General features: G+C 64.3%; 17 protein-coding genes and 1 tRNA gene. 9 read left to right on the top strand and 9 right to left on the bottom strand.

The window, feature by feature from the left end; genetic code table 11:
* Nucleotides 1-65: 65 nt before the first annotated feature.
* Nucleotides 66-5,927, bottom strand: coding sequence for an autotransporter domain-containing protein (locus tag RIA72_RS15645; protein ID WP_350032994.1), 5,862 nt, complete (start codon nt 5,925-5,927; stop codon nt 66-68).
* A gap of 329 nt (nt 5,928-6,256) precedes the next feature.
* Between RIA72_RS15645 and RIA72_RS15640 the strand changes: the two genes are divergently transcribed.
* From RIA72_RS15640 to RIA72_RS15625, 4 genes are all read left to right on the top strand, one after another.
* A complete protein-coding gene (locus tag RIA72_RS15640; RefSeq protein ID WP_350032993.1) occupies nt 6,257-7,360 on the top strand; it encodes a sensor histidine kinase in 1,104 nt (367 codons plus the stop codon).
* The gene (locus tag RIA72_RS15635) at nt 7,357-8,196 is read left to right on the top strand and encodes a LytR/AlgR family response regulator transcription factor (RefSeq protein ID WP_350032992.1); all 840 of its coding nucleotides are present in this window, start codon (nt 7,357-7,359) and stop codon (nt 8,194-8,196) included. Before RIA72_RS15640 ends, RIA72_RS15635 begins: the two co-directional genes overlap by 4 nt.
* Before the next feature lie 82 nt (nt 8,197-8,278).
* Nucleotides 8,279-9,073, top strand: a complete 795-nt coding sequence (locus RIA72_RS15630; protein WP_350032991.1) for a CPBP family intramembrane glutamic endopeptidase, BDIM_20840 family — start codon at nt 8,279-8,281, stop codon at nt 9,071-9,073.
* Nucleotides 9,074-9,401: 328 nt separating this feature from the next.
* Nucleotides 9,402-10,427: a hypothetical protein gene (locus RIA72_RS15625; protein ID WP_350032990.1), complete on the top strand. Its 1,026-nt coding sequence runs from the start codon at nt 9,402-9,404 to the stop codon at nt 10,425-10,427.
* 195 nt (nt 10,428-10,622) lie between these two features.
* Here the strand turns inward: RIA72_RS15625 and RIA72_RS15620 are convergent, their stop codons facing one another.
* The 5 genes from RIA72_RS15620 to RIA72_RS15600 all read right to left on the bottom strand — a co-directional run bounded on the left by RIA72_RS15620 (nt 10,623) and on the right by RIA72_RS15600 (nt 15,802).
* Nucleotides 10,623-13,520, bottom strand: a complete 2,898-nt coding sequence (locus tag RIA72_RS15620; protein WP_350032989.1) for a TonB-dependent receptor plug domain-containing protein — start codon at nt 13,518-13,520, stop codon at nt 10,623-10,625.
* A gap of 550 nt (nt 13,521-14,070) precedes the next feature.
* A tRNA-Arg gene (locus tag RIA72_RS15615) sits at nt 14,071-14,147 on the bottom strand.
* Between the two features lie 48 nt (nt 14,148-14,195).
* Entirely contained in the window at nt 14,196-14,672 is a 477-nt protein-coding gene (locus RIA72_RS15610) for a DUF1178 family protein (protein WP_350032988.1), read from the bottom strand.
* An 11-nt stretch (nt 14,673-14,683) separates the two neighbouring features.
* Nucleotides 14,684-14,944: a glutaredoxin 3 gene (gene grxC / locus RIA72_RS15605; protein WP_350032987.1), complete on the bottom strand. Its 261-nt coding sequence runs from the start codon at nt 14,942-14,944 to the stop codon at nt 14,684-14,686.
* 3 nt (nt 14,945-14,947) lie between these two features.
* Nucleotides 14,948-15,802, bottom strand: a complete 855-nt coding sequence (locus tag RIA72_RS15600; RefSeq protein WP_350032986.1) for a ComF family protein — start codon at nt 15,800-15,802, stop codon at nt 14,948-14,950.
* Between the two features lie 108 nt (nt 15,803-15,910).
* Here RIA72_RS15600 and RIA72_RS15595 point away from each other — a divergent pair, with 108 nt between their 5' ends.
* Entirely contained in the window at nt 15,911-16,702 is a 792-nt protein-coding gene (locus tag RIA72_RS15595; RefSeq protein ID WP_350032985.1) for a methyltransferase domain-containing protein, read from the top strand.
* Between the two features lie 50 nt (nt 16,703-16,752).
* Here RIA72_RS15595 and fsa read toward each other — a convergent pair whose 3' ends face one another.
* Nucleotides 16,753-17,403: a fructose-6-phosphate aldolase gene (gene fsa / locus RIA72_RS15590; RefSeq protein ID WP_350032984.1), complete on the bottom strand. Its 651-nt coding sequence runs from the start codon at nt 17,401-17,403 to the stop codon at nt 16,753-16,755.
* 203 nt (nt 17,404-17,606) lie between these two features.
* Here fsa and radA point away from each other — a divergent pair, with 203 nt between their 5' ends.
* From radA to RIA72_RS15570, 4 genes are read left to right on the top strand one after another with little or no spacing between them, the layout of a single operon-like run.
* Nucleotides 17,607-18,968: a DNA repair protein RadA gene (radA, locus tag RIA72_RS15585; RefSeq protein ID WP_350032983.1), complete on the top strand. Its 1,362-nt coding sequence runs from the start codon at nt 17,607-17,609 to the stop codon at nt 18,966-18,968.
* A gap of 10 nt (nt 18,969-18,978) precedes the next feature.
* Nucleotides 18,979-19,515 carry a CvpA family protein gene (locus tag RIA72_RS15580; protein ID WP_350032982.1) on the top strand — a complete coding sequence of 179 codons (537 nt, stop codon included), beginning with the start codon at nt 18,979-18,981 and terminating at the stop codon, nt 19,513-19,515.
* Nucleotides 19,512-19,943 carry an iron-sulfur cluster assembly scaffold protein gene (locus tag RIA72_RS15575; protein WP_350032981.1) on the top strand — a complete coding sequence of 144 codons (432 nt, stop codon included), beginning with the start codon at nt 19,512-19,514 and terminating at the stop codon, nt 19,941-19,943. Before RIA72_RS15580 ends, RIA72_RS15575 begins: the two co-directional genes overlap by 4 nt.
* A complete protein-coding gene (locus RIA72_RS15570; RefSeq protein ID WP_350033208.1) occupies nt 19,943-21,823 on the top strand; it encodes a cation:proton antiporter domain-containing protein in 1,881 nt (626 codons plus the stop codon). The genes RIA72_RS15575 and RIA72_RS15570 overlap by 1 nt, the downstream gene beginning before the upstream one ends.
* Before the next feature lie 18 nt (nt 21,824-21,841).
* Here the strand turns inward: RIA72_RS15570 and aroB are convergent, their stop codons facing one another.
* Together aroB and RIA72_RS15560 are read right to left on the bottom strand one after the other, a co-directional pair.
* On the bottom strand, nt 21,842-22,948 hold the full coding sequence (gene aroB, locus RIA72_RS15565) for a 3-dehydroquinate synthase (protein ID WP_350032980.1): 1,107 nt from the start codon (nt 22,946-22,948) through the stop codon (nt 21,842-21,844).
* Nucleotides 22,936-23,511: a shikimate kinase gene (locus RIA72_RS15560; RefSeq protein WP_350033207.1), complete on the bottom strand. Its 576-nt coding sequence runs from the start codon at nt 23,509-23,511 to the stop codon at nt 22,936-22,938. The genes aroB and RIA72_RS15560 overlap by 13 nt, the downstream gene beginning before the upstream one ends.
* Nucleotides 23,512-23,535: the final 24 nt, after the last annotated feature.

The raw sequence follows: 23,535 nt of genomic DNA, 5'->3' as shown, positions 1-23,535 counted from the left end.
TGGACGCGGCCGGGGTCAAGGGCCGGGACATCGAACCTGATGTCCCGGCGACGGAAAATTGATGGTCAGAACCGGACTGACAGGCCGCCGGAGAAGGTGCCGCGATCACTGTTCGCAAGGTCCCGGCTATAGCCAACATTGACCCGCACCGACGGCGCCAGATCGATCGACGCGCCCACGGCAAGGTTCGCCGCGCTGCGGTCGAGCCGCGCGCCGTCGACGCGTATCCCCGCGCCCGGCGCGCCGGTAAAGCCGCCGGTCGCAGTCGCCGACATGCCGTCGAGCGTGAAGCGATAACCCATCGCTATATAGGGAGTGAAGGCAGTGCCACCCGCATCCAGCGTCGACGACAGCTGCAAGGCAACGTCGCCGTAAAGGCCGCGCATGCGCTTTTCGTCGACCGCCAGGCCAAAGGCGCCCGCACCGCTTTCAACCACCGCATCGCGCTTGGTATCGACATAGGTTAGGCCGACGCGAGGCGCCAAACGGATGGCTCCCAGCATCATGCCATAATCGACCGTCAGGTCGGCGACCCAGCTGTCCAGGTCGTAACGGCCTACCGCTGCGGATGAGGGCGCCGCGATCAGCGAACGGCTGGTGGTCGCGTCCGCACCGACCCGCGCCAGCATCGCATGGACACCCAGCCCGCCCAGCCGCGCATTGGCATAGGCCCCGACAGCAAAACCGTTTGCCTTTGTCTCGGCGCCCAGCGCGCCCAGGCTCTGCCGCGTGTCGAGCGAGCCGATGAACAGGCCCGCCTGGGTGTTTTCGCCGAAACCATAGCCGACGCCACCATAGACACCGTCGGTGCTGCTGTGACCCCCCGACGCGCCCGTCCTCACGCTGCCGTTCAGCTTGCCGTCGCCAAGCGCTGCCTGTCCGAACAGGAACAGGCCATCGCGCTTCGGCGCAACGGCGACCATCTGGCGCGTGCTGGCCGACAGGGTCAGCGCCGCGTCGGAGCCGATATGGAGCGCCGAGGCATAGGCTTCGCCGGTGAGCTGCGCAAAGGCGTTCTGGTTCGCCCGCCCCTCGGCATCGGTCAGAACGTTCAGCGCGTCGGTATAGGCCTGCACGCCATAACCGCCGCGGAGCACCTCGTTCGAATAGTCGATGCTGGTCCGCACGTTCGATGGATAATGAGCATCATTCTCGAACTCGCTGCGAATTTGCAGGCGATTGCCGTTCTGGACGACGAAGCCGAAGATCGTGTCGGACTTGTTGATCGTCGTGAAGCGGCCCTCGATGCCGCCTTCGGCCACGACAAGGTCGAGCAGTTCGCCTGGCGTCCCCTGAAGCACCCCGGTGATGTCGACAGCGGCGCCCTGCTCGATCGTCATCGCCCCCGAAATGTTCAGTAGGTCGCTGGCCGTCGGCGTCAATTCGAGGAGCAGGTTGGATCCGGTGCGGAAGATAACGTCGCCATTCACCGTCATCGTGCCCGGCGAAGCGCCCGGTGACAGCGTGCCGCGCACGTCGATATCGGCATTGACCGTGCCCGCCGACCCGAAGGTCGCGCCCGTGCCGACAAGGATCGCCGACGACGAGGTAATCGTGGTGCCCGCCTGACCGATGAGCCGGCCGCCGGTGATCGAAACGCCCTCCCAGCTGGTATCGCCGGTGAGCGAGATCACGCCGCCGCTAACCGCGAGCCGTTCGAAATCCGACACTTCCTCGCCGCTGAACTCGAACGGATTCTCATAGGTTGATGCCGTGCGAAGCTCGATCGTATCGCTCCCCGTCCCGCCCGAATAGCTGTTGCCGGGATCAAAGCTTCCAAGGATCAGGCGATCGTCGCCCGCGCCGAGGTCGACATCCCCAACAAGTGTGCCCAGCACCGCGAGCGTATCGCTGCCCGCTCCGCCGATGACCGGCGCGGTCAGCGTCGTGCCCGCAACGATTGTCGTCAACCCGCCGTCAATCGACACCGAGTCGAAGGTCGAGTCGGTATCGATGCGCAGTTCGCCCGCGCCCGAGCTTTCGAGCCGCTCGAAATTTGTCGCGCCGACGGACGAAAGCGTGCGAACCGTGCCCTCGCTCTGATTGAGCTGGAGCAGGTCATCGCCGTCACCGCCGTCCACTCCGCCGGCAACGGTCGCACCGCTGGCGAGAAGGAAGCGGTTGTCGCCGGCCCCGAAGGTCACGCCCTCCGCCGACGTCAGGCTGCTGCCCGCACCGAGTTCGAGCGCGCCATCGATCCCGACGGTCTGGAAGTTATAAGCGCCGCCGAGCAGCGCCAGCGTGCCCGGCCCCTCGGACTCCAGATCCTCAAAATTCTGGATCTGCGATGCGATGACCGTACGGCTTTCTTCGGCGCCCGACTGGATGCGAAGCAGGTCACGGCCTTCGCCACCGTTGACCGTGCCATCGAACGCCGCGCCGGAGGCAATGATCAGCTCATTGTCCGACCCGTCGAAATTGACCGTCTGTCCGGCCCCCAGATTGCCGAGCGTCAGCTGCGCCTCGCCAAAAATATTGGCGACCTCAAACCCGTTCATGCCGTTGATCGTCGATGCGTTCGTCAGCGTCAGGTTGAGCGTGTCGTTGCCCGCGCCGCCGTCGAGCGCGCCTGACAGCACCCCCGCCAGCGTCAGGTTCAGCGTGTCGTCGCCTCCGCCAAGACTGACGCCGCCCGCCAGCGTACCCGTCACCGTGACGATGTTGTTGCTGTCGTCGCCGACGATATTCTGGATGGTGCCCGTGCCATCGTTGAGGATCAGGTTCGCACCGTCGAGGAGTTCGATCGTGTCGATATCCTGATCGAGCGTGACGTTGATTGTGCCCTGCCCGCGTGCGGCATAGGATTCGAAACCGGTCAGCCCGCTCGGCAAATTGCCCGTGGCGCCGGCAAGCAGGAATTCGAAAGTGTCGATACCCTCGCCGCCGTCGAGCAGCCCCTCAATCACGCTGCCCACGCGCGCGACATAGCGGTCGTTGCCCGCGCCCAGCAGCACGTCGCCCTGGATCGTGCCCGAATTGACGACGATGTCGTCGCCCGCGCCCAGATCGACGCTGCCCGCGATCGTGCCATTGTTGGTGATGCGTTCGGACCCGTCGCTGCCGGTGAAGGTCACATCGCCTTGGCTGCTGACCGTATCGCCTGCATCAACCTGAATCGAAATGTTGGCGAGGCCAACGGTATCGACATCAAATTCGCCAACCACCGACAGGATTCCGGTGCCCTGCTGGGCGCCGGCCAGCCCCTCGATCCGCTCGAACTCGCGATATTTGGCAGCGTCGAGCCGGCCATTTTCGCTGCCGCTGCCGTCGATCAGCAGCGTATCGGTGCCGTCGCCGCCGAAAGCCGTTCCGGTCAGTGTCCTGCCGAGCGCAAAGACATAGGCGTCATCGCCCTCGCCCAGTCGTACATCGCCATTGACCGTGCCGCGGTTCTCGAACCGGTCGTCACCATCGGCCAGATCGACATTGCCGATGATCTCACCTTCGTTGACGATGTCATCGGTGGTGCCATAGGTCTGGATTGCGCTGGCGACCGTGCGCTCATAGCTGCTGTCGCTGATCGCACCCGGTACGTCCATGCTGGTGCGGCGGACGATTTCATTCTCTTCCAAAACCGTATCGATCCCGCTGCCGCGGATTGTGCCGCTGTTCGTCATGCGGAAGAGCGCGCGGGCCGGGCCATCGGGGTTGTTGGCGTGAACGAGAACCGCCACCGATTCTCCACCGGTCGCTTCGATAGCGCCGTCGTTATCGAACTCGACGATCGCATTGTCGCCATAGATTTGCGCGCCAAAGCCGTAAGCAAGGCCCGTCCCGCCATCGATGTCAGTGCTGCCGCCATTTGCGCGGATCGTGCCGCTGTTGCGGACGATTGCAGTGGTCTCGGGATCGCCGCTTTGCGAGCTTCCTGTCGATATCACGGTTAGGCCGCTACCGCCCGCTCCGCTGCCCTCGATCGTACCACTGTTGTCGATCTCGATCGACGCCGCCTCGATCCTTGCACCGCCGTCAGTCCGGCTGACCGCCGAAATCTCGCCGTCATTGTCGAGTTCGACGCGGCCTTGCGACCGCACGCTCATGCCGAAATAGCTGTCGGCGTTCGAAGCCGGCGTAACCTGCGCGATGCGACCATTCGCGCCGTTGTTGATGCGGGCGCGATGGTCGGCGTTCGAGAATACCGCTGAAAAGGCGGAACTGTTCTGCGAGGTGGCGGAAATCAGGCCCGAATTGATAAAATCAAGCGCGTCGCCATCATTCTGGGCGCTTTCGAGCCTTACGCCGCGACTGCCGGCCAGCGTGCCTTCGTTACGGATCGTCCCGCTAAAACCTTCGCCCATAAGCGCATAATTGCTAGAACTTATGTCGCCGCGATTGACGAAGGTTCCGCCGCCGGGAACATTGGCAATGCCGCGCAGATAGGCGCCATATCCGTTCCCCGACGCGATATCGGCATCGTTGACCACGGTTCCGTCGCCGATCATCATCATGCCGTTCGACAGCACGCCCTCGGCTGTCACCGTAACGACCGTATCTGCCCCCGATGCTTCGATCCCATGCAGTTCGAACCCCGAGCGGCCGTCGCTGTTGAGCGTCCCGTTCGCCAGCGCCGCCGTCGCGCTTTGCGAATAGGACCGGCCATAGGCGTCGTGGTCACCGCCACCGCCGCTGATCGCGCCCGTAACGGAGCCATCGCCTTTCGCAAGATAAATGTCGTTGCCGCCGCCAAGTTCGATGTCACCGACAATTCGGCCCTCGTTGATAATCACATCGGTGCCGTTGGTACCGCCATAGGCTGTCGCGCTGTTTCCCGTGCTCTCGAACGCCTGACCGACGCGGATCAGTCCTTGCGCGCCATTGCGCAATACCGTTGACGAATCTGTCCCCTGCGCCTGCACCGCCGCGCCGAACAGGCTGGAAATTTCGCCGTCATTGACGATCAGAGTATCGCCCCGCGCTACGATCGCATCGCCCGACGCCTGTATCTTGCCGATCTGTCCGCCATTTCGCCGATTGGTTATCGTCGCGCTCGTTGCGTCGATCGCATTCGCATTGATCGCACCCGCGGCGCGCGTGTTGATGCCAGAAATGGTACCGAGATTGTCGACCGACCCGCTGGTCCGAATCGCCGCCGATCCGTCGCGGGTAGGCAACGACGTTTCGCGGATCTGCACAGTAGCCCCTGCCTCCACGACCGTTTCCGCGTTACCCGCATTGAGCGCAGTCCCACTCGTCGTGCTGATGGTGGCATTTCCCGTGACGCGGACGCTGTCTGCCACTTCCGCGTCGATCAGGGCGATGGCGTTATTCGCCTGGCCGACCTGGTTCGCCCGGATAATGAGGTCGATCTTGCCGTCGCCGCCCTCGCCAAGTCCGCGCGACGTCGAAACGTCATGGACAATGATCGCCGACCGGCCCGGTGTGGCAGTCGTGTTAACGGTCGCATCGACATTGATTGTTCCGTCACCGCCGAGGTTGAGCGTTTGCTCCATCTCGTTGTTGCCGCCTGCCGTGGGCGCGGTAAGAGTCAGAACAGAATCATTGCCCGACGCCTCATAACCGACCGAACCGAAGGTGCGGCCGTCGGAAAGTTCGGCCGTGCCCTCAAAAACGCTCTGGGTCGTCGTACCTTGCGCGCGCAGCCAGAGATCGTCAACGCCGTCCCGCATGATCAAATCGCCGGTCAGCAAGGCGGGGCTGTTCGCCGTCGCGCCGAGATTGACCGCGCCCGCCGCGTGATCGAGCCGCCCGGCATTCGCGTCGAGCACCACCCGGCCATCTGCCGCTGGCACCGCCACATCGCCCTGCTGAGTCTGACCTTCGGGTAGATAAACGAAGCGATCCGACGACTGGGCGTGAGCGGCCGAAGCCAAGATGATCGAAATGCCGGCGGCGCTCGCCAGCAAGGACGAACGGTTGGGCGCGCGGGAGACACGGAGCTGGGCGATGCGGGGATGGATGGGTTTCACGGGTGGGGGACCTTTTCAATAACCTGAATGGTTGCCGGAGCGCGCAGTGCGCGCGCCGGCAACGCCACGCGACCGGGGAGTCCACATAGCGCCCGGCGCATTGGCCGACCGGCGCCATCGCCGGGATAGGCGCCGCGACCAACGGCGCACTCACGCGATCAATGGCTGCATTTCATGCAAAAAAAGATCATGATTTTAATGCACTACATCATTGGAAAATCAGCTGGCCATCAGGCCGCCATCATGGCTTTTGCGGCGACGGCGATCTAAACCGCCGCCAACACCGAACAGCGATGGGCACCATGATTCAGCCGTTTCCGGATTCCTTTATGTCCAAGCGCGCCGACGTGTCGGCAGCTGCGCAGCCGTTGGTCTTCGCCATATGGACCACAAGCTATCTGGCGATCGACCTGATCATGTGGGCCGGGGGACGATCCACGCTGGTCAGCAATATCGTCATCAGCCTGCCAATGATGCTCACCGCTCCGGCTCTGACCCTGGCGCTCGAAAAGGTGCGGCGACGATTGCTTCATCTCGGTCCGGTCCCAACGGCGTTTGCACTGGTCCCGCTGGCTATCGGCGCAGCGATGGCGCAGGGCGTGGTCGATTATTCCGTGGTCCGCGTGGCGGCGACGATTCTCTTTGCCGACTGGCAGGCCTATGTCCCGAGCGAGCATCGCCAGTTCGGGTTTGGCATTTACGTTTACACGCTGCATTTCCTGTGCTGCCTGCTCGCCCTGACGCTGCTTCAGGCGCGGCATTCGGTGGAAGTCGCGGCGCGGCAGCATGATGAGGCGCTGGGCGCTCGGCGCCGGGCGGAGGCCAAGGCGCTGCGCCTTCAGCTCAATCCGCATTTCCTGTTCAACGCCCTCAATTCGATCGCAGCGCTGGTCGCGACAGGAGGGAACCGCGTCGCCGATGCGATGATCTGCCGCCTCAGCGACTTCATGCGCGCAACCATGATGGTGGCTGCCGAAAACGACGTGAGCCTGGCCCACGAAATCGCGACGACCGAATCCTATCTGGCCATCGAACGGCTGCGGTTCGGCGACCGCCTATCCTTTGCGTTCAGTATCGCGCCCGATGCATGGGATGCCGCTATACCTGCGCTCATCCTTCAGCCGCTGGGCGAAAATGCCGTAAAACATGGCCTCGCCGGCCCGCATAGCGCCATCCACCTCCAGATCGACGTCAAACGAATGGGCGACCTGTTGGCCATTACCGTGACCGACCGACGCGTCACCATGAACGCCGATGCGGGAAGGATCGCTGTCGGCGGCACCGGGATCGGCCTCAGCAATGTTCGGGATCGTGTCGCCTTGTTCGGCGAGGGCCGCGGGCAAGTGGAAACCGAAATCCTCGCCGACGGCTTTTGCGTGCGATTGGTCATACCCTACCTACGCTTCGCGACCGCTGGTGGACCTTCCCAATGAAACGGCGCATCGAAAGGCCGGTCGATATCGTCGCGATAGACGACGAACCGCTTGCGCTCGCGCGGCTGGCGATGCTCGTTCGGGATATCCCCGGCACGAGGTTGATCGGATCGAGCTGCGATCCTGACGTCGCTCTGGCATTTATCGCGGAGCGACAACCCGACATCGTCCTGCTCGATATCCAAATGCCGGGGACAAACGGTATCGAACTGGCGTCGAGGCTCGGCCATGTGGACGGCTATCGCCCCTTCGTCATTTTCGTAACCGCGTTCGAACAACATGCCATACGGGCCTTTCAGGCCCAGGCAATCGACTATGTCCTGAAACCTGTCACGCAGGCTCGCCTCGAACAGGCGATCGCCCGTGTCCGCTTCTTGGTGCATCATCAGCGCATGTCGGCGGCGGCGCGCGACCATGAACGACGCCTGATGGAGTTGAGCGAGTCCGCAGGCCCAAATAATGATCCGCGCGACAGCGAAGAGATTTGGGCGATGCGCGGAAGCGAGTTCGTGCGGCTGCGCACCGGAGAGATCGAGCGCGCCGAATCCGAACGAGATTATGTCCATCTTCACAATGGCGAACGCGCATTCCTTTTGCGAACCACGCTCGGCGCGTTGCACGAACGATTGGGACACGACCGCTATGTTCGCGTCCGCCGTTCGGCGATCGTCCGGCTCGATCGCATCAGCGCCGTGCGCAACCGTGGATATGGCGATATTCGGATTCTGCTCCACTCCGGCGCTGCGGTGCAGGTCGGGCGGACCTATCTGAAGCCGCTAAGGCACCGGCTAATGGGACTAAATCCCGGCGAACGCTTCAGCCTCTTGGACGCCTGAACTGCCGCGGCAACGCTTTTATGGCCCGAAGGACGGGCCGGCGCCGTTCATCGAACTCTCTCTGCGTTCGTCGCGAACGCGCTTGCCGATCGTCGCGATCACAATTGTTGCAGGACCGCGGGAGACCCGCTCCGGTCTCGCTCCAGATAACGAAAGGCACATCGTGAACGGATTGATAGGGTTGGGAGGAACGCTGACAGTCCTGGTGTCGGTGGGACTGGTGTTGGGCTATACTGATCGCCAGCGATTTTCCTTGCGCTGGCTTCTGGTCGCGGCGCTGCTCGTGGCGCTCAACGATGCGCTTCTGACCCGCGCTTATGGACTGCTCCCTGACCTGATCGGCGGATCATGGAACTGGCAAGGCAAGCTACTCGCCCTTGGCGCCACTCTCGTCATCGCTTCGCTGCCTGCCTTCGGCTGGCGCCCCTCTGGCCTTGCGCTTGCGCAGGAGCCAGGAAGCCTTCGCGCGACGCTGCCCGTCGCAGGCGTCTATTGCGGCTTCTTCATCGTCATCGCACTTGCTTTCCCCGGCGGGCCGACTGACATGGAAACCTCCATTTTTCAGCTGACCATGCCCGGAATCGAAGAGGAACTCTTCTATCGCGGGATATTGTTGTTTGCGCTCAGCCGGGCATTTCGGGGCCGGTGGCGGTTTCTGGGCGTCGATTGGGGCTGGGGCGCGGCGCTTTCCTGTATGCTGTTCGGGATAGCCCATGCTTTCGGATATTCGGACGGACATTTCTCATTCGACGGGGCCGCCATGACGTTGACGGCCCTTCCCGCATTCCTTGCCGTCTGGTTGCGTTTGCGGACGGGAAGCGTGCTTCTGCCGGTCCTGTTGCACAATTTTGGCAACTCTTTTTCATTGGTCGCTTGATGCGATTGCGGCGGGTCCGGTCGCTGCGCCCGATCGATGTCGGGGACATTGATGTCGGGGAGTGCGGAACCGCGCTCCCCGACATCGCCACGCAAGCGGGACTGCTCATTGGCAGTCAGGGATATGACCGTTTCCGGCGGGCATGAGCACGGCCCCCGCGACAAACGGCCCGCCTGCGCGATGAATGCGCGCGCTTCGCCTGCATTGCGGCAATAACGCGGAGGCAGACCCACCGTTGGCCGCCGAGTTCCCGCGTTCGTCGCGGACCTGATTGCGCGGCCCATTGCATCCAGCTTGGCATTTCGTCCGAACAGATAGGGGACGACCTATGCCCATTCCTTTGCGCACGCTACTTTTCGTGAGCCTGGCGCTGCCCCTCCCCGCTGCGGCGCAGACGCTCCCTCCCACGCCGAACCCGTCGGCGGCGGAATCGCGGCGCGAGATCGAGAACAGTCGACGCGAAGCGCGCGAGAATCTGGAACGCGGACGGCGCGGCGAAATCGATCCGCGCGAAATCCGCCGCCCCCGCGACGCGGCTCCAACCGAAAGCTCGGCCGTACCTCCCGAGGTCATCGCGCGCTGGCGGGCCACGCCGCCTGAACGGCTGGGCACCGACCTGGATTTCGTGCGCGCAATGCAAAATGACGATCCCGCCGCTCTCGCACATTGGGAGGGTGTGCTCATGGAAATGAACAGCGATTTGCGTGCCGACGCGGGATCACGGCGATGGATGGGCGGCCCGGTCCACATTCCCGATCAGGGCGCTGTCGACATCACCATCGCTCAGCGCCGAAAGCCGCCGGAGCGCCAGGGCGTCAAGCGCAAGCCTGCCGAGGAAGAGCGTGGGGACGAGAGCGGGCGGAGGAAGCGAAATCCGGCGCAGGAACGCGACGCACTGGAACGCGAGCTGCGCGAGGCACGCCGCCAATATGACGATGCGATGCGGCGGCGTGACGACGATCCAGGCAATCAGGACCTGATCCGGATGGCCGAACACCAATCGGCAAGGGTCCGCCTTGCCGAAGAGCGCTATCAGACGTTTCTCCGTGAAAATGCGCCCGATGAATATCGGGCGCGCCAGCAACAGCTGGAAGCTATCGATCGACATATGGCCGACCCGCGCCAGCTCGACCGAGGGCAAATCCCGCGCCGTGCCGAGCCCGCGGAGCGGCCCAATGGTTCCCCGCTCTCCGAATATGAGGGCCGTCAAGGCACCAACCCGAATCATCGGATGCAGGGAACGCCGGAAGGCGGCGAGGGACCTATCATGCCGGGACGTGCGCACCAGTCCCCGCCAGCGCAAAGACCGGCAAGCCCGCAACTTCCCGAGTATCGCCCGCCCGCCGCAGATTAGGACGAGAGCCCACGAATTGCACTTCTTCGTCCGGCGAGGCAAATAAGCCATGGCGGCTGCGTCCGTGGGGCAAGGACGGCCACGCCCGGCGGCTATCCCGTATCTGTTGAACAGCCCTTATCCAAAACCACAGCGCGGCCATATAAAAGGGGTGGGTTCATGCGAACCCACCCCTTTCTGCCGTCAAACTATCGATCAGAAGCGGATATTGGCTCCCACTGTGAAGGCGCGGCCGAACAGATCGAACGCATCGCCCGTCTCAAGACCTGTCGGCGTACCGAACGGGGTGCCGGGCAGGTAGGGCGGCTGCGTGTCGAACACATTGTCGATCCCGAAATAGAAGCTGTACTTCTCATCGATCTCGTACCGGACCTGCAGGTCGTGCAGCCAATAATCGTCGATCTTGTTCAGCGCGAGGATGTCGGGATTGGTGCTGGTAAAGTTCAGCACATAATCACCGCCGCTCATGAACTTGGTCTGCCAGCTGAAGGTGAAATCATCGACCGAATAGGCGGCCCGGCCGGTGAAGCGGTGGCGTGAAAAAGCCTGCCCGAAGGTGCCGGCGGCGTCCTCGACCGGCGCGACCGGATCCGCCTGCGTCGAATTTTCGATGAGGTAGGTATAGTTGGCCGTGATCGACAGCCGATCGTTGGGCGCGATACCCAACCCGGTCCAATAGCGCAGGCCGACGTCGATGCCGCTGTTTTTATATCCGGCCACATTGATCAACTGGCCATCGACCCGGGTAACGCGGCCCGTGTTCGCATTGCGGACGACATTGTCGCAATAGAGCGGCAGGTCGGTCAGCAAACACTGCTGGATCGAATAGGTGCGATCGATCGTGTTGATCGCCCGGTCGATAGCGATGTCGTAATAGTCGAGAGTCAGTGACAGATTGGGCACCTGCACCGGCGTGATCACCGCACCGATGGTGAAGGTCCGCGCCTTCTCCTCCTGCAAGTCCAGATTGCCGCCCAAAAACCCGTTAATCCCTTGCAGGTCGGCGAGCGTATATTCGAACACGCCGTTCGCAGCGATTGCCGCCTGGATCGCCGGGATCGCGCGGCAGGCCGCCGCATATTCGTTCGACGTCGAGGCCGTCACGCCGTTGCATGGGTCGGCGACGGCCTCAAAGGTTTCGGAAGGTTGGCCGAACAGTTCGGATGCGTTCGGCGCCCGGTTCGCTTCGGCGTAGACGCCGCGCAGGCGTAACCCTCCGAACGGTTGCAGCTCGGCGCCGACGTTCCAGCTCAGCACGCTGCCGACGGTCGAATAATCGGACAGCCGGGCGGCCGCGATCAGGCCGAAATGATCGACGAAGCTGTCACGGATCAGGGGGATATTCACTTCGCCATAGATTTCCTTGACCGAGTAACTGCCGACAAGGTCCGGGGTCTGGTTCCCCGAATTGCCGCCGGTGTTGGTCAATATGTCCCAGTCGCTGACCGACTTCTCCTTGCGATATTCGAAGCCCACCGCAAAGCCGACGTCGCCGGCGCCCAGATCGAAGGGCGTGCCGCTGAGCGTTGCGGTGGCCACATGCTGCTGATTGGTAATTTCCTGCGACTTGGGAATAACCGCCTGAACATAGGCGGCCGCGCGCGGATCGACCGTATCATAGCCAAAAAGATTGATCGGGATGCAGCCCTCCGCACGAGCCGCGGGGTCGGCGCAGACGATATCAACGCCCAGAACATCGCCTGGACCCACCCGAACGGCATTCAGCGCGTTTCGATAGCGGCGATTGTCGATGTCCTCGCTGGCGTTGTAATCGTTCATATAGCCATAAACATAGCTGGCCTCATATTTGAACCGCGACCCGAGATCGCCGCGAATGCCCGCAACCGCACGCCAGGTGTCGCGACGTACGACATTGCTGCGGTCGAACACGTCGTTTTGACGGCGCCGGAACTGGATTGCAGCAACATCATTGTCGGGATCGGCATCGCTGTTACGCGCCGCAATTGCCGCGGCAACCTCTGCAGGAATAAAGGGGTTGGTTATCGACATGCCGAGATCGTCGGGGTCGGTATAAACATCGAGCCATTCGAGCGCGAAGGCTTCGATCTGACTGTTCGACCGCACACGCCCATAGGTCAGCTCGCCAAACAGCTTCGTCCCCTCGGCGATGTCGAAATTGGCAATCGCGGACCCGAGATAGCGTTCGACCGGCACCGAGATATAGCGATCATTGTTTCGGTTATAGCCGGCGCCGGCGGGAAAACCTGCCACGACATTATTGTCCCGGTCGAAGGTGAACAGACTGCCACCCTGATAGGCATTGTTGGCGAGGCCGTCGGCATCGACAAGCTGGAACCGGCCCTGCGACGCATAGCTGCTGTACGACGCGGGGCCGCAGATCAGCCCGGCACAATCCTGCGCCGAGCGCGCGCGCTTTCGCGACAGCAGCCCTTCGTCGCGGTCGTAGGTGAAGTTCATCAGGATATTGCCGCGATCGTCGGCGCCGAAGCTGGTACCGGCCGTTAGGCTTGTCATATAGCGCGCGTTGTCGCCCCTCCCGGTGAGCCCCGTCTGCCCGCGGACGGACACCCCCTCGAACCTGTCCTTGAGGATAAAGTTCACGACGCCAGCGACCGCATCCGAACCATAAACCGCAGACGATCCGCCGGTGACAATTTCAACCCGCTCGACGAAATCGGTAGGAATATTGTTGACGTCGACCGCCGAATCGCCCGGAAGTCCGCCCACCATGCGGCGGCCGTTGACAAGCACCAGCGTCCGCGACTCGCCTAGGCCCCGGAGGTCGATTGTCGCTACGCCGGTCCCGGAAATCAGGAAGTTGGAATTGGCGCGCGTCAGGCCAATCGCTACCTGCGGCATTTCATTCAGCGTGTCCTGAATGTTCTGCGCCGCATCATATTGCAGGTCGCTATTGCTCACCACCGATACAGGAACCGGCGCATCGACATCCTGGCGCGCAATCCGTGAACCGGTAACGACGATGGCTTCCCCCTCGGTGACGCCGTCATTCGCCATGTCTTGCGCTGCTGCCGATCCCGCACACAGCGCCATCCCAATGGCAAAGGACGCCGCGCCCGTACCCAACAGGCGCCCGCGAACAGTCTTATTCATTTCATACACTCCCTGTCGAAAACCCATGAGGCCGGAGCGATGTCGCTTCCGTGGCGCGCATGGTGATCGCCCGCGATGCTACGGACGTGAGCACACGCTTCGGGAATATCCCGCGATTATCCGAGGGTCCTTTCGGCGAATGGTGCAGCGCCGCGACGAGCGGCGGTAGGCGGACGGCGGGCAATCACGAGCATATACGCTCTTGATGCACTGCAATTCCGCCTTGGAACAATCGCTTCGAGTGCCTGTGGGGGATTGTCGGCTGCTCGGTCCGCCTGTGGCTGAATATACTCGTCGATCTCACCCACGGCGCGGCCATCGCAACCGCGATGGGCGACCGATCAACTGCCTCCAACGCTCAGGGTGACTATAAAAATGCGCTGACAGAACTGTTGAAAGGTTTTGAGGAGTGACCGCGCCCTTCCCGCTGGCGGAGGATCTGATCATTTCAGACCTGATGTTCGCCTATCGGCCAATACCAGCCAGAGTTCTCTCTTTTGTTCGGGATGGCTTTGGGAAAGATTGGCAGATTTAGGCGCTTTCAGTGTATTGGTGCGCCCGACAGGATTCGAACCTGTGGCCCCCAGATTAGGAATCTGATGCTCTATCCTGCTGAGCTACGGGCGCGTCGGGGTCGTGTAGCGGCGGCGCGCGCTCAGCGTCAATCGGCTTGGATCAATTGACCGCGTCGGGTGGCACGATCGGGACAAGCAGCGGCATGGCGGCGATGCCCTCGTCGCGCAGCGCCTCTGCCTCTTCGGGCGAGGCCTGACCGTGAATCAGGTCCTCGGCGGCGCGCCCTTCGTGCATCGCGCGGGCCGCGGCCGCGAAATCGCGCCCGACCCAGCGCGACTGCGGCAGCATCTCGGCCTGTTTCGCGGCGATTTCGGCCATCACGCGGCGGACAAGATCGGGCGAGGGTTCGTTTTTGGTGGGCGGTGCCGGCGCAGCCACGGCGGGGCCCGTAACGGACCGCTGGTTCGATTTCGCACCGATGCGCGGCGCCATCACCGCCTTGCTGACTTGGCTGTCGCCGCAGACCGGACAGGCGATCAGCCCGCGGGCCCGCTGGTCGGCAAAGCTCTCGCTGCTTGCGAACCACGCCTCGAACCGGTGCTCTCCGGCGGCGCAGCAAAGGTCGAACACGATCACGGCCGACGCTCCTATGCGCGCCCGATCAGCGCGTCGAGTTCGCCTTTCGCGTCAAGCGCGGCCAGATCGTCGCTGCCGCCCACGTGGCGGTCGTCGATAAAGATTTGCGGCACCGTCCGGCGTCCACCGGCGCGCGCGACCATGGCGTCAAAGCCGGCCCGATCCATCGTCACGTCGATTTCGCGAAAATCGGCGCCCTTGTCGTCCAGCAGCATCTTGGCCCGCGTGCAATAGGGGCAGAATGCCTTGGTATACACTTCAATCCTGGCCATCGCCTATCCTGTCATCCTTTCGCCCTGCATATCGGAATCCAACGAGGCAATGTCAAATTCGTTGCCGGTTGCGGCGTCGGGGACCACGCGCGCCCAGGTCAGCGCCGACACCCGCGCCGCGCCGCTTCGGCGCAGCACGCGCGCGGCGGCGCGCAGCGTTGCGCCGCTGGCGTGGACATCGTCGATCAGGATCAGGTGGCGACCCGCCGCGCGCAGCCTGGCATCGACGGCAAGCGCAAAAGCCCCGGCGACAACGCGTTCGCGCTCGCGCCGCCTCCTGCCGCGAAGCGAGGGGGTCGCCTTGACGCGGCGCAGCAGGTGATAATCGCGCGACGCCCCGGTCAGTCGCGCCAATTCGTCGGCGACAAGCGCCGCCTGGTTGAAACCGCGCGACCAGAGCCGCCAGCGGTGCAAGGGCACCGGGACGAGCAGCATCGCCTCCACGGGTCCGAGGGCCGCCAGCCGCCGCGCCATCAACTGCGCCATCAGCCGCGCATGTCCCGTGCGCCGCCCATATTTCAGGCGCAGGGCGACGGTTCGCGCCACCGCACCATAAGCGACGACCGCCGGCGCGCCATCGAACGGCGGCGCTTCCGCCAGACAGGCGCCGCAGTGGATCGACTCGCCCGGCATCGCGGACGGCAGCGGCAAGGAACAGCTGGCGCAGCAGGGGTCGCCCAGAAAATCCAGCGACGACCAGCACGGCAGGCAGAACTGCCGATCCTCGGCGACAACGGCGCCGCAGCCGGGACAGCGCGGCGGCAGCGCATAGTTGGCGACCATGCGCGCCGCGGCGCGGGCGAAGCGGATCGCCAACGCCGTCGGCCGATCCGATTCTGGTGCGTCCGGTGTCGCCATCGCCATCCCCGGCTTGTGAAGCATCGCGCGGGACGGCACAAGCGGCGCATGTCTGCCCCTCCCCCGCTACTCTTTTCCTCGGCCCGCCACCGCGCGCAACGCGATCGCATGGCCCGCCTTCCCGCGGCCGCCAATTTCCTTGCGCCGATCATCGCCGAAACGCTGATCGACCGGCTTGCCATGGTGACGCGCACATTTCGGCGAACGCTGGTGATCGGCGCACACGACGCGGCGCTGATCGGCCATCTGCGAGCCAGCGGTACCGATCTTGCCGTCGTTGAGGCCGGACCACGGCTTGCCGCCCGCGCGGATGCCATGGCCGTCGAGGCCGATGCGATCGAGCTGCCATTTCAAAGTTTCGACCTGATCGTCTGGCCGGGCGGACTCGACAGCGTCAATGACGTACCGGGTGCGCTGCTGCGGCTGCGCGCGCTGCTCGCGCCCGACGGCCTGTTGCTCGGCGCGTTCGTCGGCGACGGCAGCCTGCCGCGACTTCGCCGGGCGGTGATGGCAGAAGGGGTGCGCCCGGTCGCGCGGATGCACCCGCAGATCGACCTCGCCGCGACGGGCAATTTGCTCCAGCGTGTCGGCTTCGCGCTGCCCGTCGTCGATGTCGATGCGCTCACCGTGCGTTACGACGACTGGTTCGCGCTCGCGCGCGATCTGCGCGCAACGGGGCTCTCCAGTCGGCTGAACCCCGCGCCGCCCCCGCTGACCCGCGACGAAGCGGCGCGCATCGCAGTGGCTTTCGCCGCGGGAGCCGACGCCGACGGCCGCATCGCCGAAACTTTCCGTATCGTTCATTTCAGCGGCTGGGCGCCGCACCCGGACCAGCCGCAACCCGCAAGGCGCGGCAGCGGCACCGCATCGCTCGCCGACGCGTTGAAGCCGAAAGAATAGACGTCGCCCCGGCCGGGGCCGGGACAACAACATCGGTAAAGACCGGTCGGTTAAATCGACTGCCCGGTCTTCGCCCAGTCGGCGAGGAAGCCTTCGATGCCCTTTTCGGTCAGGACATGCTTGAACAGCCCCTTGATGACCGATGGGGGTGCGGTCATCACGTCGGCGCCGATCTGCGCAGCCTGTAGGACGTGGATCCCGTGGCGCACACTGGCTACAAGGATTTCCGTCTTAAAGCCGTAGTTCTCATAAATCAGTTTAATGTCACCGATCAGTTGCATTCCGTCGAAGCCATTGTCGTCGTGGCGGCCGACGAACGGCGACACAAAGGTTGCGCCCGCCTTGGCGGCGAGCAGCGCCTGCGTCGCCGAAAAGCACAGCGTGACATTGACCATCGTGCCATCGCCGGTGAGCTTCTTGCAGGTCTTGAGGCCGTCGATCGTCAGCGGCACCTTGATGCAGACATTGTCGGCGATCTTGCGAAGGACTTCGGCCTCCTTCATCATCGTTTCATGGTCGAGCGCGACGACCTCGGCCGACACGGGGCCATCGACGATGGCGCAGATTTCCTTCGTCACTTCCTTGAAGTCGCGGCCCGACTTGGCGATCAGCGACGGGTTGGTGGTGACGCCGTCGAGCAGGCCGGTCGCGGCGAGCTCCTGAATGGCGGCGATTTCGGCGGTGTCGGCAAAGAATTTCATGGAACGGGCTTTCTCGCGGGAAGGTGATTCGGTGTTGCGATACCCCCTACTGCCCTTTCCCCGTCATTGCGACCCTGACGAAAGCCGGGCGAAGCCATCCAGAGCGGTTTATGCCGCGCTGGATTGCCGCGTCGCTACGCTTCTCGCAATGACAAGAAAGTATCCACTAGCGTTCCATTTTTGTTCCCGCTAAGCGGGATCGCATGGCCAAAGCGAAACGACAATATGTCTGCCAGAATTGCGGGGGCGTTTCGTACCGCTGGCAGGGGCAATGCGCCGATTGCGGCGAATGGAACACGCTGGTCGAGGAGGCGCCCGCGACGGTCTTTTCGGCCAAGCACGACCTGAGCAAAGGCGGCCGCACGCTCGCGCTCGAAACGCTGGACGCGGTCAGCAAGATGCCCGACCGGATGCTCTGCGGGATCGCCGAGTTCGACCGCGCGCTGGGCGGCGGCTTCGTCGCGGGATCGGTGACGCTGATCGGCGGCGATCCGGGGATCGGCAAGTCGACGCTGCTGCTGCAAGCCGCAGGGAAGCTCGCCAAAGCGGGCAAGTCGGTCGTTTATATCAGCGGCGAGGAAGCAGCGGCGCAGGTACGGTTGCGCGCACAGCGGCTGGGGCTCGGCGACGCACCGGTCGCGCTTGCCAGCGCAACGTCGGTGCGCGACATTCTGGCCACGCTCGACGGTCGCAACGCCGATTTTGTCGTGATCGATTCCATTCAGACGATGCACAGCGACCTGATCGACAGCGCGCCGGGAACGGTGAGCCAGGTGCGCGCAAGCGCGCAGGAGCTGATCCGTTACGCGAAAGACAGCGACGCGGCGATCGTCCTCGTCGGCCACGTCACCAAGGACGGGACGATCGCGGGACCACGCGTGCTCGAACATATGGTCGATACCGTGCTGGCGTTCGAGGGCGAGCGCAGCCATCAATATCGCATCCTGCGCGCGGTGAAGAACCGCTTTGGCGGAACCGACGAGATCGGCGTCTTCGCGATGGGCGAAGAGGGGTTGGGAGAGGTGAGCAACCCTTCGAGCCTCTTCCTGACCGACCGCAGCCGCGATGTACCGGGGTCGGTGGTCTTTCCGGCGCTCGAAGGGACGCGCCCCGTGCTGGTCGAGGTGCAGGCGCTGACCGTGCGGCTCGCAAGCGGCGCGACCCCCCGCCGGGCCGTTGTCGGCTGGGACAGTGGACGGCTCGCGATGGTGCTCGCGGTGCTGGAAGCGCGCTGTGGCCTCCAGATGGGCGGCGCCGAAGTCTATCTCAACATTGCGGGCGGCTATCGCCTCACCGATCCCGCCGCCGACCTCGCGGTCGCGGCGGCGCTGATCTCCGCGTTCAGTGAGCGGCCGGTGCCTGCCGATGCCATCGTCTTTGGCGAATTGTCGCTGTCGGGCGAGGTCCGCCCCGTGGCGCACGACGCGCTGCGCCTTCGTGAAGCCGCAAAGCTCGGTTTTTCAAGCGGATGGGGGCCGAAGGGAATGAAGCGCGTGAACGGCATCGGCGTCACGGGCTTTGCCCGCCTCGGCGAACTCGTTGACCTGATGCTCGGTCGCGACTAGCCCGGCGAAGATGGGAAATTTGACGGCATTGGATATGATCGTGCTGACGATCGTTGGCGGCAGCGCCGTGCTCGGTTTCATGCGCGGGCTGGTGCAGGAAGTGACGACGCTGCTCGCCTGGGTGCTGGCGATCGCGGCGGTATATTTTTTCCATGCGCCGGTTACAGCACTGGTCGGCCCGTGGGTTGGCGCGGGCGGCGGCGCAGCTGTGTTGGGTTTTGTCCTGCTGTTCGGCGGCGTCTTTGCGCTCGCGAAATGGGGTTCGCTCGCGATGGGGCGGCGAAGCCGTGCCTCGATCGTCGGCGGTTTCGACCGCGGCCTGGGCGCCGGATTCGGCGCGATCAAGGGGCTGCTGATCGCAACGATCGGCTTCCTGCTGCTGACGCTGCTATACGACATCGGCTATGGCACGGCGCCGCGCCCCGAATGGATGACCTCCAGCCGCACCTACCCGGCGCTGAGCGCAAGCGGCGCGGCGATGAGCAAGGTGGTCGCCGAACGCCGCGCCGAAGCGCGCGAAGCGGAAATCAGGGCGAACGCATCATGAGCGCGCCGCTTTATAACCGCGACATTTTGGCGCTGGCGGTCGCAACCGCCGAATATCTGCCGAACCCCGATGCGCGACACCGCGTCAGCCGGCGCGCTCCGCTTTGCGGCAGTGCGATCATCCTCGACCTCGATACCGACGAAAACGGCCTGGTTACGCGCGTCGGCCTGCATGTCGAGGCGTGCGCGCTTGGGCAGGCGTCGGCGGCGCTGCTCGCGCGCCATGCACGCGGCCGCGGGCTCGCCGATCTCCATCGCGCGCGCGACCAAATCGCGGGCTGGTTTGCGGGATCGCGCGAAGAATTGCCCGACTGGCCGGGGTTCGACCTGCTCGCCCCCGCCCGCGCCTATCCGGCGCGCCACGGCGCAATCCTGCTGCCCTTCGACGCCGCGATCGCAGCGCTCGAGGCACGGGCGGCGGCAGCGTGATGGTGCTTGCCTATTCGGCGGGCGCGTCAAAAGCCGCGGAAAAGGCGGCCGAGGCCGCGACCGACACTGCGCTGCTCGAAGGCGCGATCCTGCTTGGCGTCGCGACGCTCTTCGTACTGATTTTCCGCCGCCTTGGCCTCGGCGCCGTGCTCGGATATCTGATTGCCGGCGCGGTTGTCGGGCCGCACGGGCTGGCGCTCGTCGGTGGCGGCGAATCGAAGCTCGCGATTGCCGAACTCGGCATTGCCTTCCTGCTGTTCCTCGTCGGGCTCGAACTGCATCCGCGGCGGCTGTGGGAGTTGCGCCGCGCGATCTTCGGGCTCGGGATGACGCAGGTGGTCGTCACCGGACTGGTGCTGACCGCTCTGATCTTCCTTGTCCTCGGTTTCAGTCCGGCCGCCGCGATTGCGCTCGGCTTGCCGCTGGCGCTCTCGTCAACCGCGCAGGTGCTGCCCGGGCTCAAAAGCTCGGGGCGGATCAACTCGCCGTTCGGCGAAAAAGCCTTTTCGATCCTGCTCTTTCAGGATCTCGCGATCGTGCCGATGATCACGATCGTCGCCGCGCTGTCGCGCGCACCCGCCGATCCGTCGGCGCCGCCGGGCTGGATTCTGGCGCTTTATACCGTCGGCGCAATCATCGGGCTGGTGCTTGCCGGGAGGTTCGTCCTCAATCCGCTCCTGAAGCTCATCGGCCGCTATGGCGAGCGCGAATTGTTCGTCGTCGTCGGCCTGCTCGCGGTGCTTGCCAGCGCCGCGCTGATGCACAGCCTGCACCTCTCGACCGCGCTTGGCGCCTTTGTCGCGGGCGTCATGCTCGCCGACTCGCCCTATCGGCACGAGATCGAAGCCGACGTCGAACCCTTTCGCCTGATCCTGCTCGGCCTCTTCTTCCTGGCCGTGGGGATGGTACTCGACATCAATGTCGTGCTCGCCGACCCGATGCGCGTCGTGGGGCTCGCCGCAGCGCTCGTGGTAGTCAAGCTGACGGTGCTGACGCTGCTGGTGAAGGCGTTCGGCAAGTCGTGGAAAACCGCACTAGGCCTGGGATTGCTGCTGAGCCAGGGCGGCGAGTTCGGCTTCCTGCTCTTCACCCAGGCGCAGCAGGCGCTGCTCATCGCGCCCGAGGCGGCGAGCCTGTTCAGCGCGGTCGTCACGCTGTCGATGATCTCGACACCGTTCCTGATGCTCTTCGCGCGCAATCTGGAATTTGCGCCCGATCGCGACGGTCCGGCGATGGATGGCCCGGAAGAGGCGCCGCGCGGATCGGCGCTGGTGATCGGATACGGCCGCGTCGGCCAAACGGTTGCGCAGATGCTCCATGCCGTCGATTGTTCGGTGACGCTGATCGACAAGAAGCCGAGCCAGATCGAGCAGTCGGGACGCTTCGACACCAAAGTCTATTATGGCGACGGGCTGCGGCTCGACCTGCTCCGCCGCGCAGGGGCCGAGGATGCCAAGCTCATCATCTATTGCATCGACGACGCGGCGTTCGATGCCGCAACGATGCGCCCGATCGTCGAAGCCTTTCCAAATGCCAGGGTGCTCGCGCGCGTATTCGATCGCCGTCAGCTGATTGCGATCGACGGTGCTGGCATCTCGGCCGCGGTGCGGGAGGTATTCGAAAGCTCGGTCGCGCTGGGGCTGAAGGCGCTGGAGGAACTCGACATCGACCCGCGCGAGATTGAGGATGTCGAAGCGGCGTTCCGTCAACTCGACGAAACGCGGCTGGCGGTGCAGCTCGACGAGGGCGATCTGCGCGCGGGCATGGATCACCGTTTCAAGCCGGGCGGCGGGCGCGAGGCCGACAGCGTGCTCGAGACGTTTCGCCAGCGCCGCCGTTCGTCGAAGGCGGTGCGCGATGAGGATACGGCCCCCGCGTGATCGAAGCGCCTGGCGCTGCTATGCGCCGCGCTGTCCGTCGAGAAAGGCAGCGACGGTGTCGAGGCCATATTCGTCGGTAACAAAGCTCTGCCCGATACCGCGCGAGAGGATGAGCGGCAGCTTGCCGCCACGAACCTTTTTGTCGTGCGCCATATGCGCGGCGAGTTCGCTGCCCCCCGTGTTGATCCCCGCGCTCGCCAGGCTGTGCGGCAGGTCGACGCTGGCCAGATGGTCGCGCACGCGCGCGGCGTCCTCTGCCGGGCAAAGGCCGTTCGCGGCCGAAAACTGATGCGCAAGCACCATACCCGCGGCGACCGCCTCGCCATGCAGCAGCCGGTCCGAATAGCCGGTTTCGGCCTCGAGCGCGTGGCCGAAGCTGTGACCGAGGTTCAGCAAGGCGCGAATATCCTGCGTTTCGCGTTCGTCGGCGGCGACAATGCGGGCTTTCGCCGCAACGCTGTGCGATATGGCCTTGTGCCGCGCGGCGCTGTCACCCGCGAGCAAAGTGCCGCCGTTTGCTTCGCACCAGGCGAAAAAGTCGGCATCGTCGATCAGCCCATATTTGACGACCTCGGCATAACCCGCGCCGAGTTCGCGGCGCGGCAGCGTTTCGAGCGTGGTGGGGTCGATCACGACCATCGCCGGCTGGTGAAAGGCGCCGATCAGATTCTTGCCCGCCGCGACGTTGATCGCGGTCTTTCCGCCGACGCTGCTGTCGACTTGCGCGAGCAGCGTTGTCGGCACCTGGATGAAGTCGCAGCCGCGTTTGACGATGCTGCACGCAAAGCCGACAAGATCGCCGATCACGCCGCCGCCCAGCGCAATGACATGGTCGCTGCGCTCGATCCCCTCACCGATCAGCCATTCGGTGAGGCGCGCCAGCCCCGTCCAGCTTTTCGTCGCCTCTCCGGCATCGAGCACGAAGGAGGAAAAGGAGATATTCTCCATCGCGAGCGCCGTGCCGAGCGGGATCAGATAATGGTCCGCAACATGGGTGTCGGTGACGATCATCGTCCGTGGCCGCTTCAGCAAAGGCGCGACATGCGCGCCGATGCCGCGGATCAGCCCGTCGCCGATCAGGATCGGATAGCTGCGACGGCCAAGATCGACGGTCAGCTTTTCCATGTCGCCAATGCCTCCAGGATCGCGCGCACCGTATGTTCGTGCGGCGTGCTTGCCGAACTCACGCGCAGATGCGCCTCGGCGTAGATGGGATTGCGGACTGCGGCCAATTCGCGCAGCACCTCGGCGGGGTCGCGATCCTTGAGCAGCGGGCGGTGGCTGCGGCGGGCGACGCGCTCGACCAGCGTGGGAATGTCGGCATCGAGCCAGATGCTCAGGCTGTCGCGCAAGATCAGCGTGCGCGTCTCGTCGTTGATGAAGGCCCCGCCGCCGGTCGCCAGCACCATGGGTTTTCCGGCCAGCAGCCGGGCGATGACACGCCGTTCGCCGTCGCGAAAATGCGGCTCTCCGAAACGCGAAAAAATGTCCGAAATCGTCATGCCTGCGGCGCGCTCGATCTCGTCGTCGGCGTCGGCGAAGCGCATACCCAGCCGCTGCGCGAGTCGGCGGCCCACGGTGGACTTTCCCGACCCCATCAGCCCGACGAGCACGATCGACCGCGCGCGGATCGACGCGGGGATGGCCGCCGACGATGGACGGGCCGGGCTTTTCGGGTTTCGCGACATGGTGCGCGCGGCTATACCGCCCGA

Source organism: Sphingopyxis sp. (assembly GCF_040216815.1).
In the GTDB taxonomy this organism is placed as follows: domain Bacteria; phylum Pseudomonadota; class Alphaproteobacteria; order Sphingomonadales; family Sphingomonadaceae; genus Sphingopyxis.
Note: the sequence above shows the minus strand (reverse complement) of the source record. Positions and strands in the feature narration are given on the sequence as shown.

Bases quoted from the DNA above. Each gene is read 5' to 3' on its own strand.
- RIA72_RS15640 (WP_350032993.1), top strand. From the start codon at position 6,257: ATGTCCAAGCGCGCCGACGTGTCGGCAGCTGCGCAGCCGTTGGTCTTC.
- RIA72_RS15635 (WP_350032992.1), top strand. From the start codon at position 7,357: ATGAAACGGCGCATCGAAAGGCCGGTCGATATCGTCGCGATAGACGAC.
- RIA72_RS15625 (WP_350032990.1), top strand. From the start codon at position 9,402: ATGCCCATTCCTTTGCGCACGCTACTTTTCGTGAGCCTGGCGCTGCCC.
- RIA72_RS15620 (WP_350032989.1), bottom strand. From the start codon at position 13,520: ATGAATAAGACTGTTCGCGGGCGCCTGTTGGGTACGGGCGCGGCGTCC.
- grxC (WP_350032987.1), bottom strand. From the start codon at position 14,944: ATGGCCAGGATTGAAGTGTATACCAAGGCATTCTGCCCCTATTGCACG.
- RIA72_RS15600 (WP_350032986.1), bottom strand. From the start codon at position 15,802: ATGGCGACACCGGACGCACCAGAATCGGATCGGCCGACGGCGTTGGCG.
- RIA72_RS15595 (WP_350032985.1), top strand. From the start codon at position 15,911: ATGGCCCGCCTTCCCGCGGCCGCCAATTTCCTTGCGCCGATCATCGCC.
- fsa (WP_350032984.1), bottom strand. From the start codon at position 17,403: ATGAAATTCTTTGCCGACACCGCCGAAATCGCCGCCATTCAGGAGCTC.
- radA (WP_350032983.1), top strand. From the start codon at position 17,607: ATGGCCAAAGCGAAACGACAATATGTCTGCCAGAATTGCGGGGGCGTT.
- RIA72_RS15580 (WP_350032982.1), top strand. From the start codon at position 18,979: ATGGGAAATTTGACGGCATTGGATATGATCGTGCTGACGATCGTTGGC.
- RIA72_RS15575 (WP_350032981.1), top strand. From the start codon at position 19,512: ATGAGCGCGCCGCTTTATAACCGCGACATTTTGGCGCTGGCGGTCGCA.
- RIA72_RS15570 (WP_350033208.1), top strand. From the start codon at position 19,943: ATGGTGCTTGCCTATTCGGCGGGCGCGTCAAAAGCCGCGGAAAAGGCG.
- aroB (WP_350032980.1), bottom strand. From the start codon at position 22,948: ATGGAAAAGCTGACCGTCGATCTTGGCCGTCGCAGCTATCCGATCCTG.
- RIA72_RS15560 (WP_350033207.1), bottom strand. From the start codon at position 23,511: ATGTCGCGAAACCCGAAAAGCCCGGCCCGTCCATCGTCGGCGGCCATC.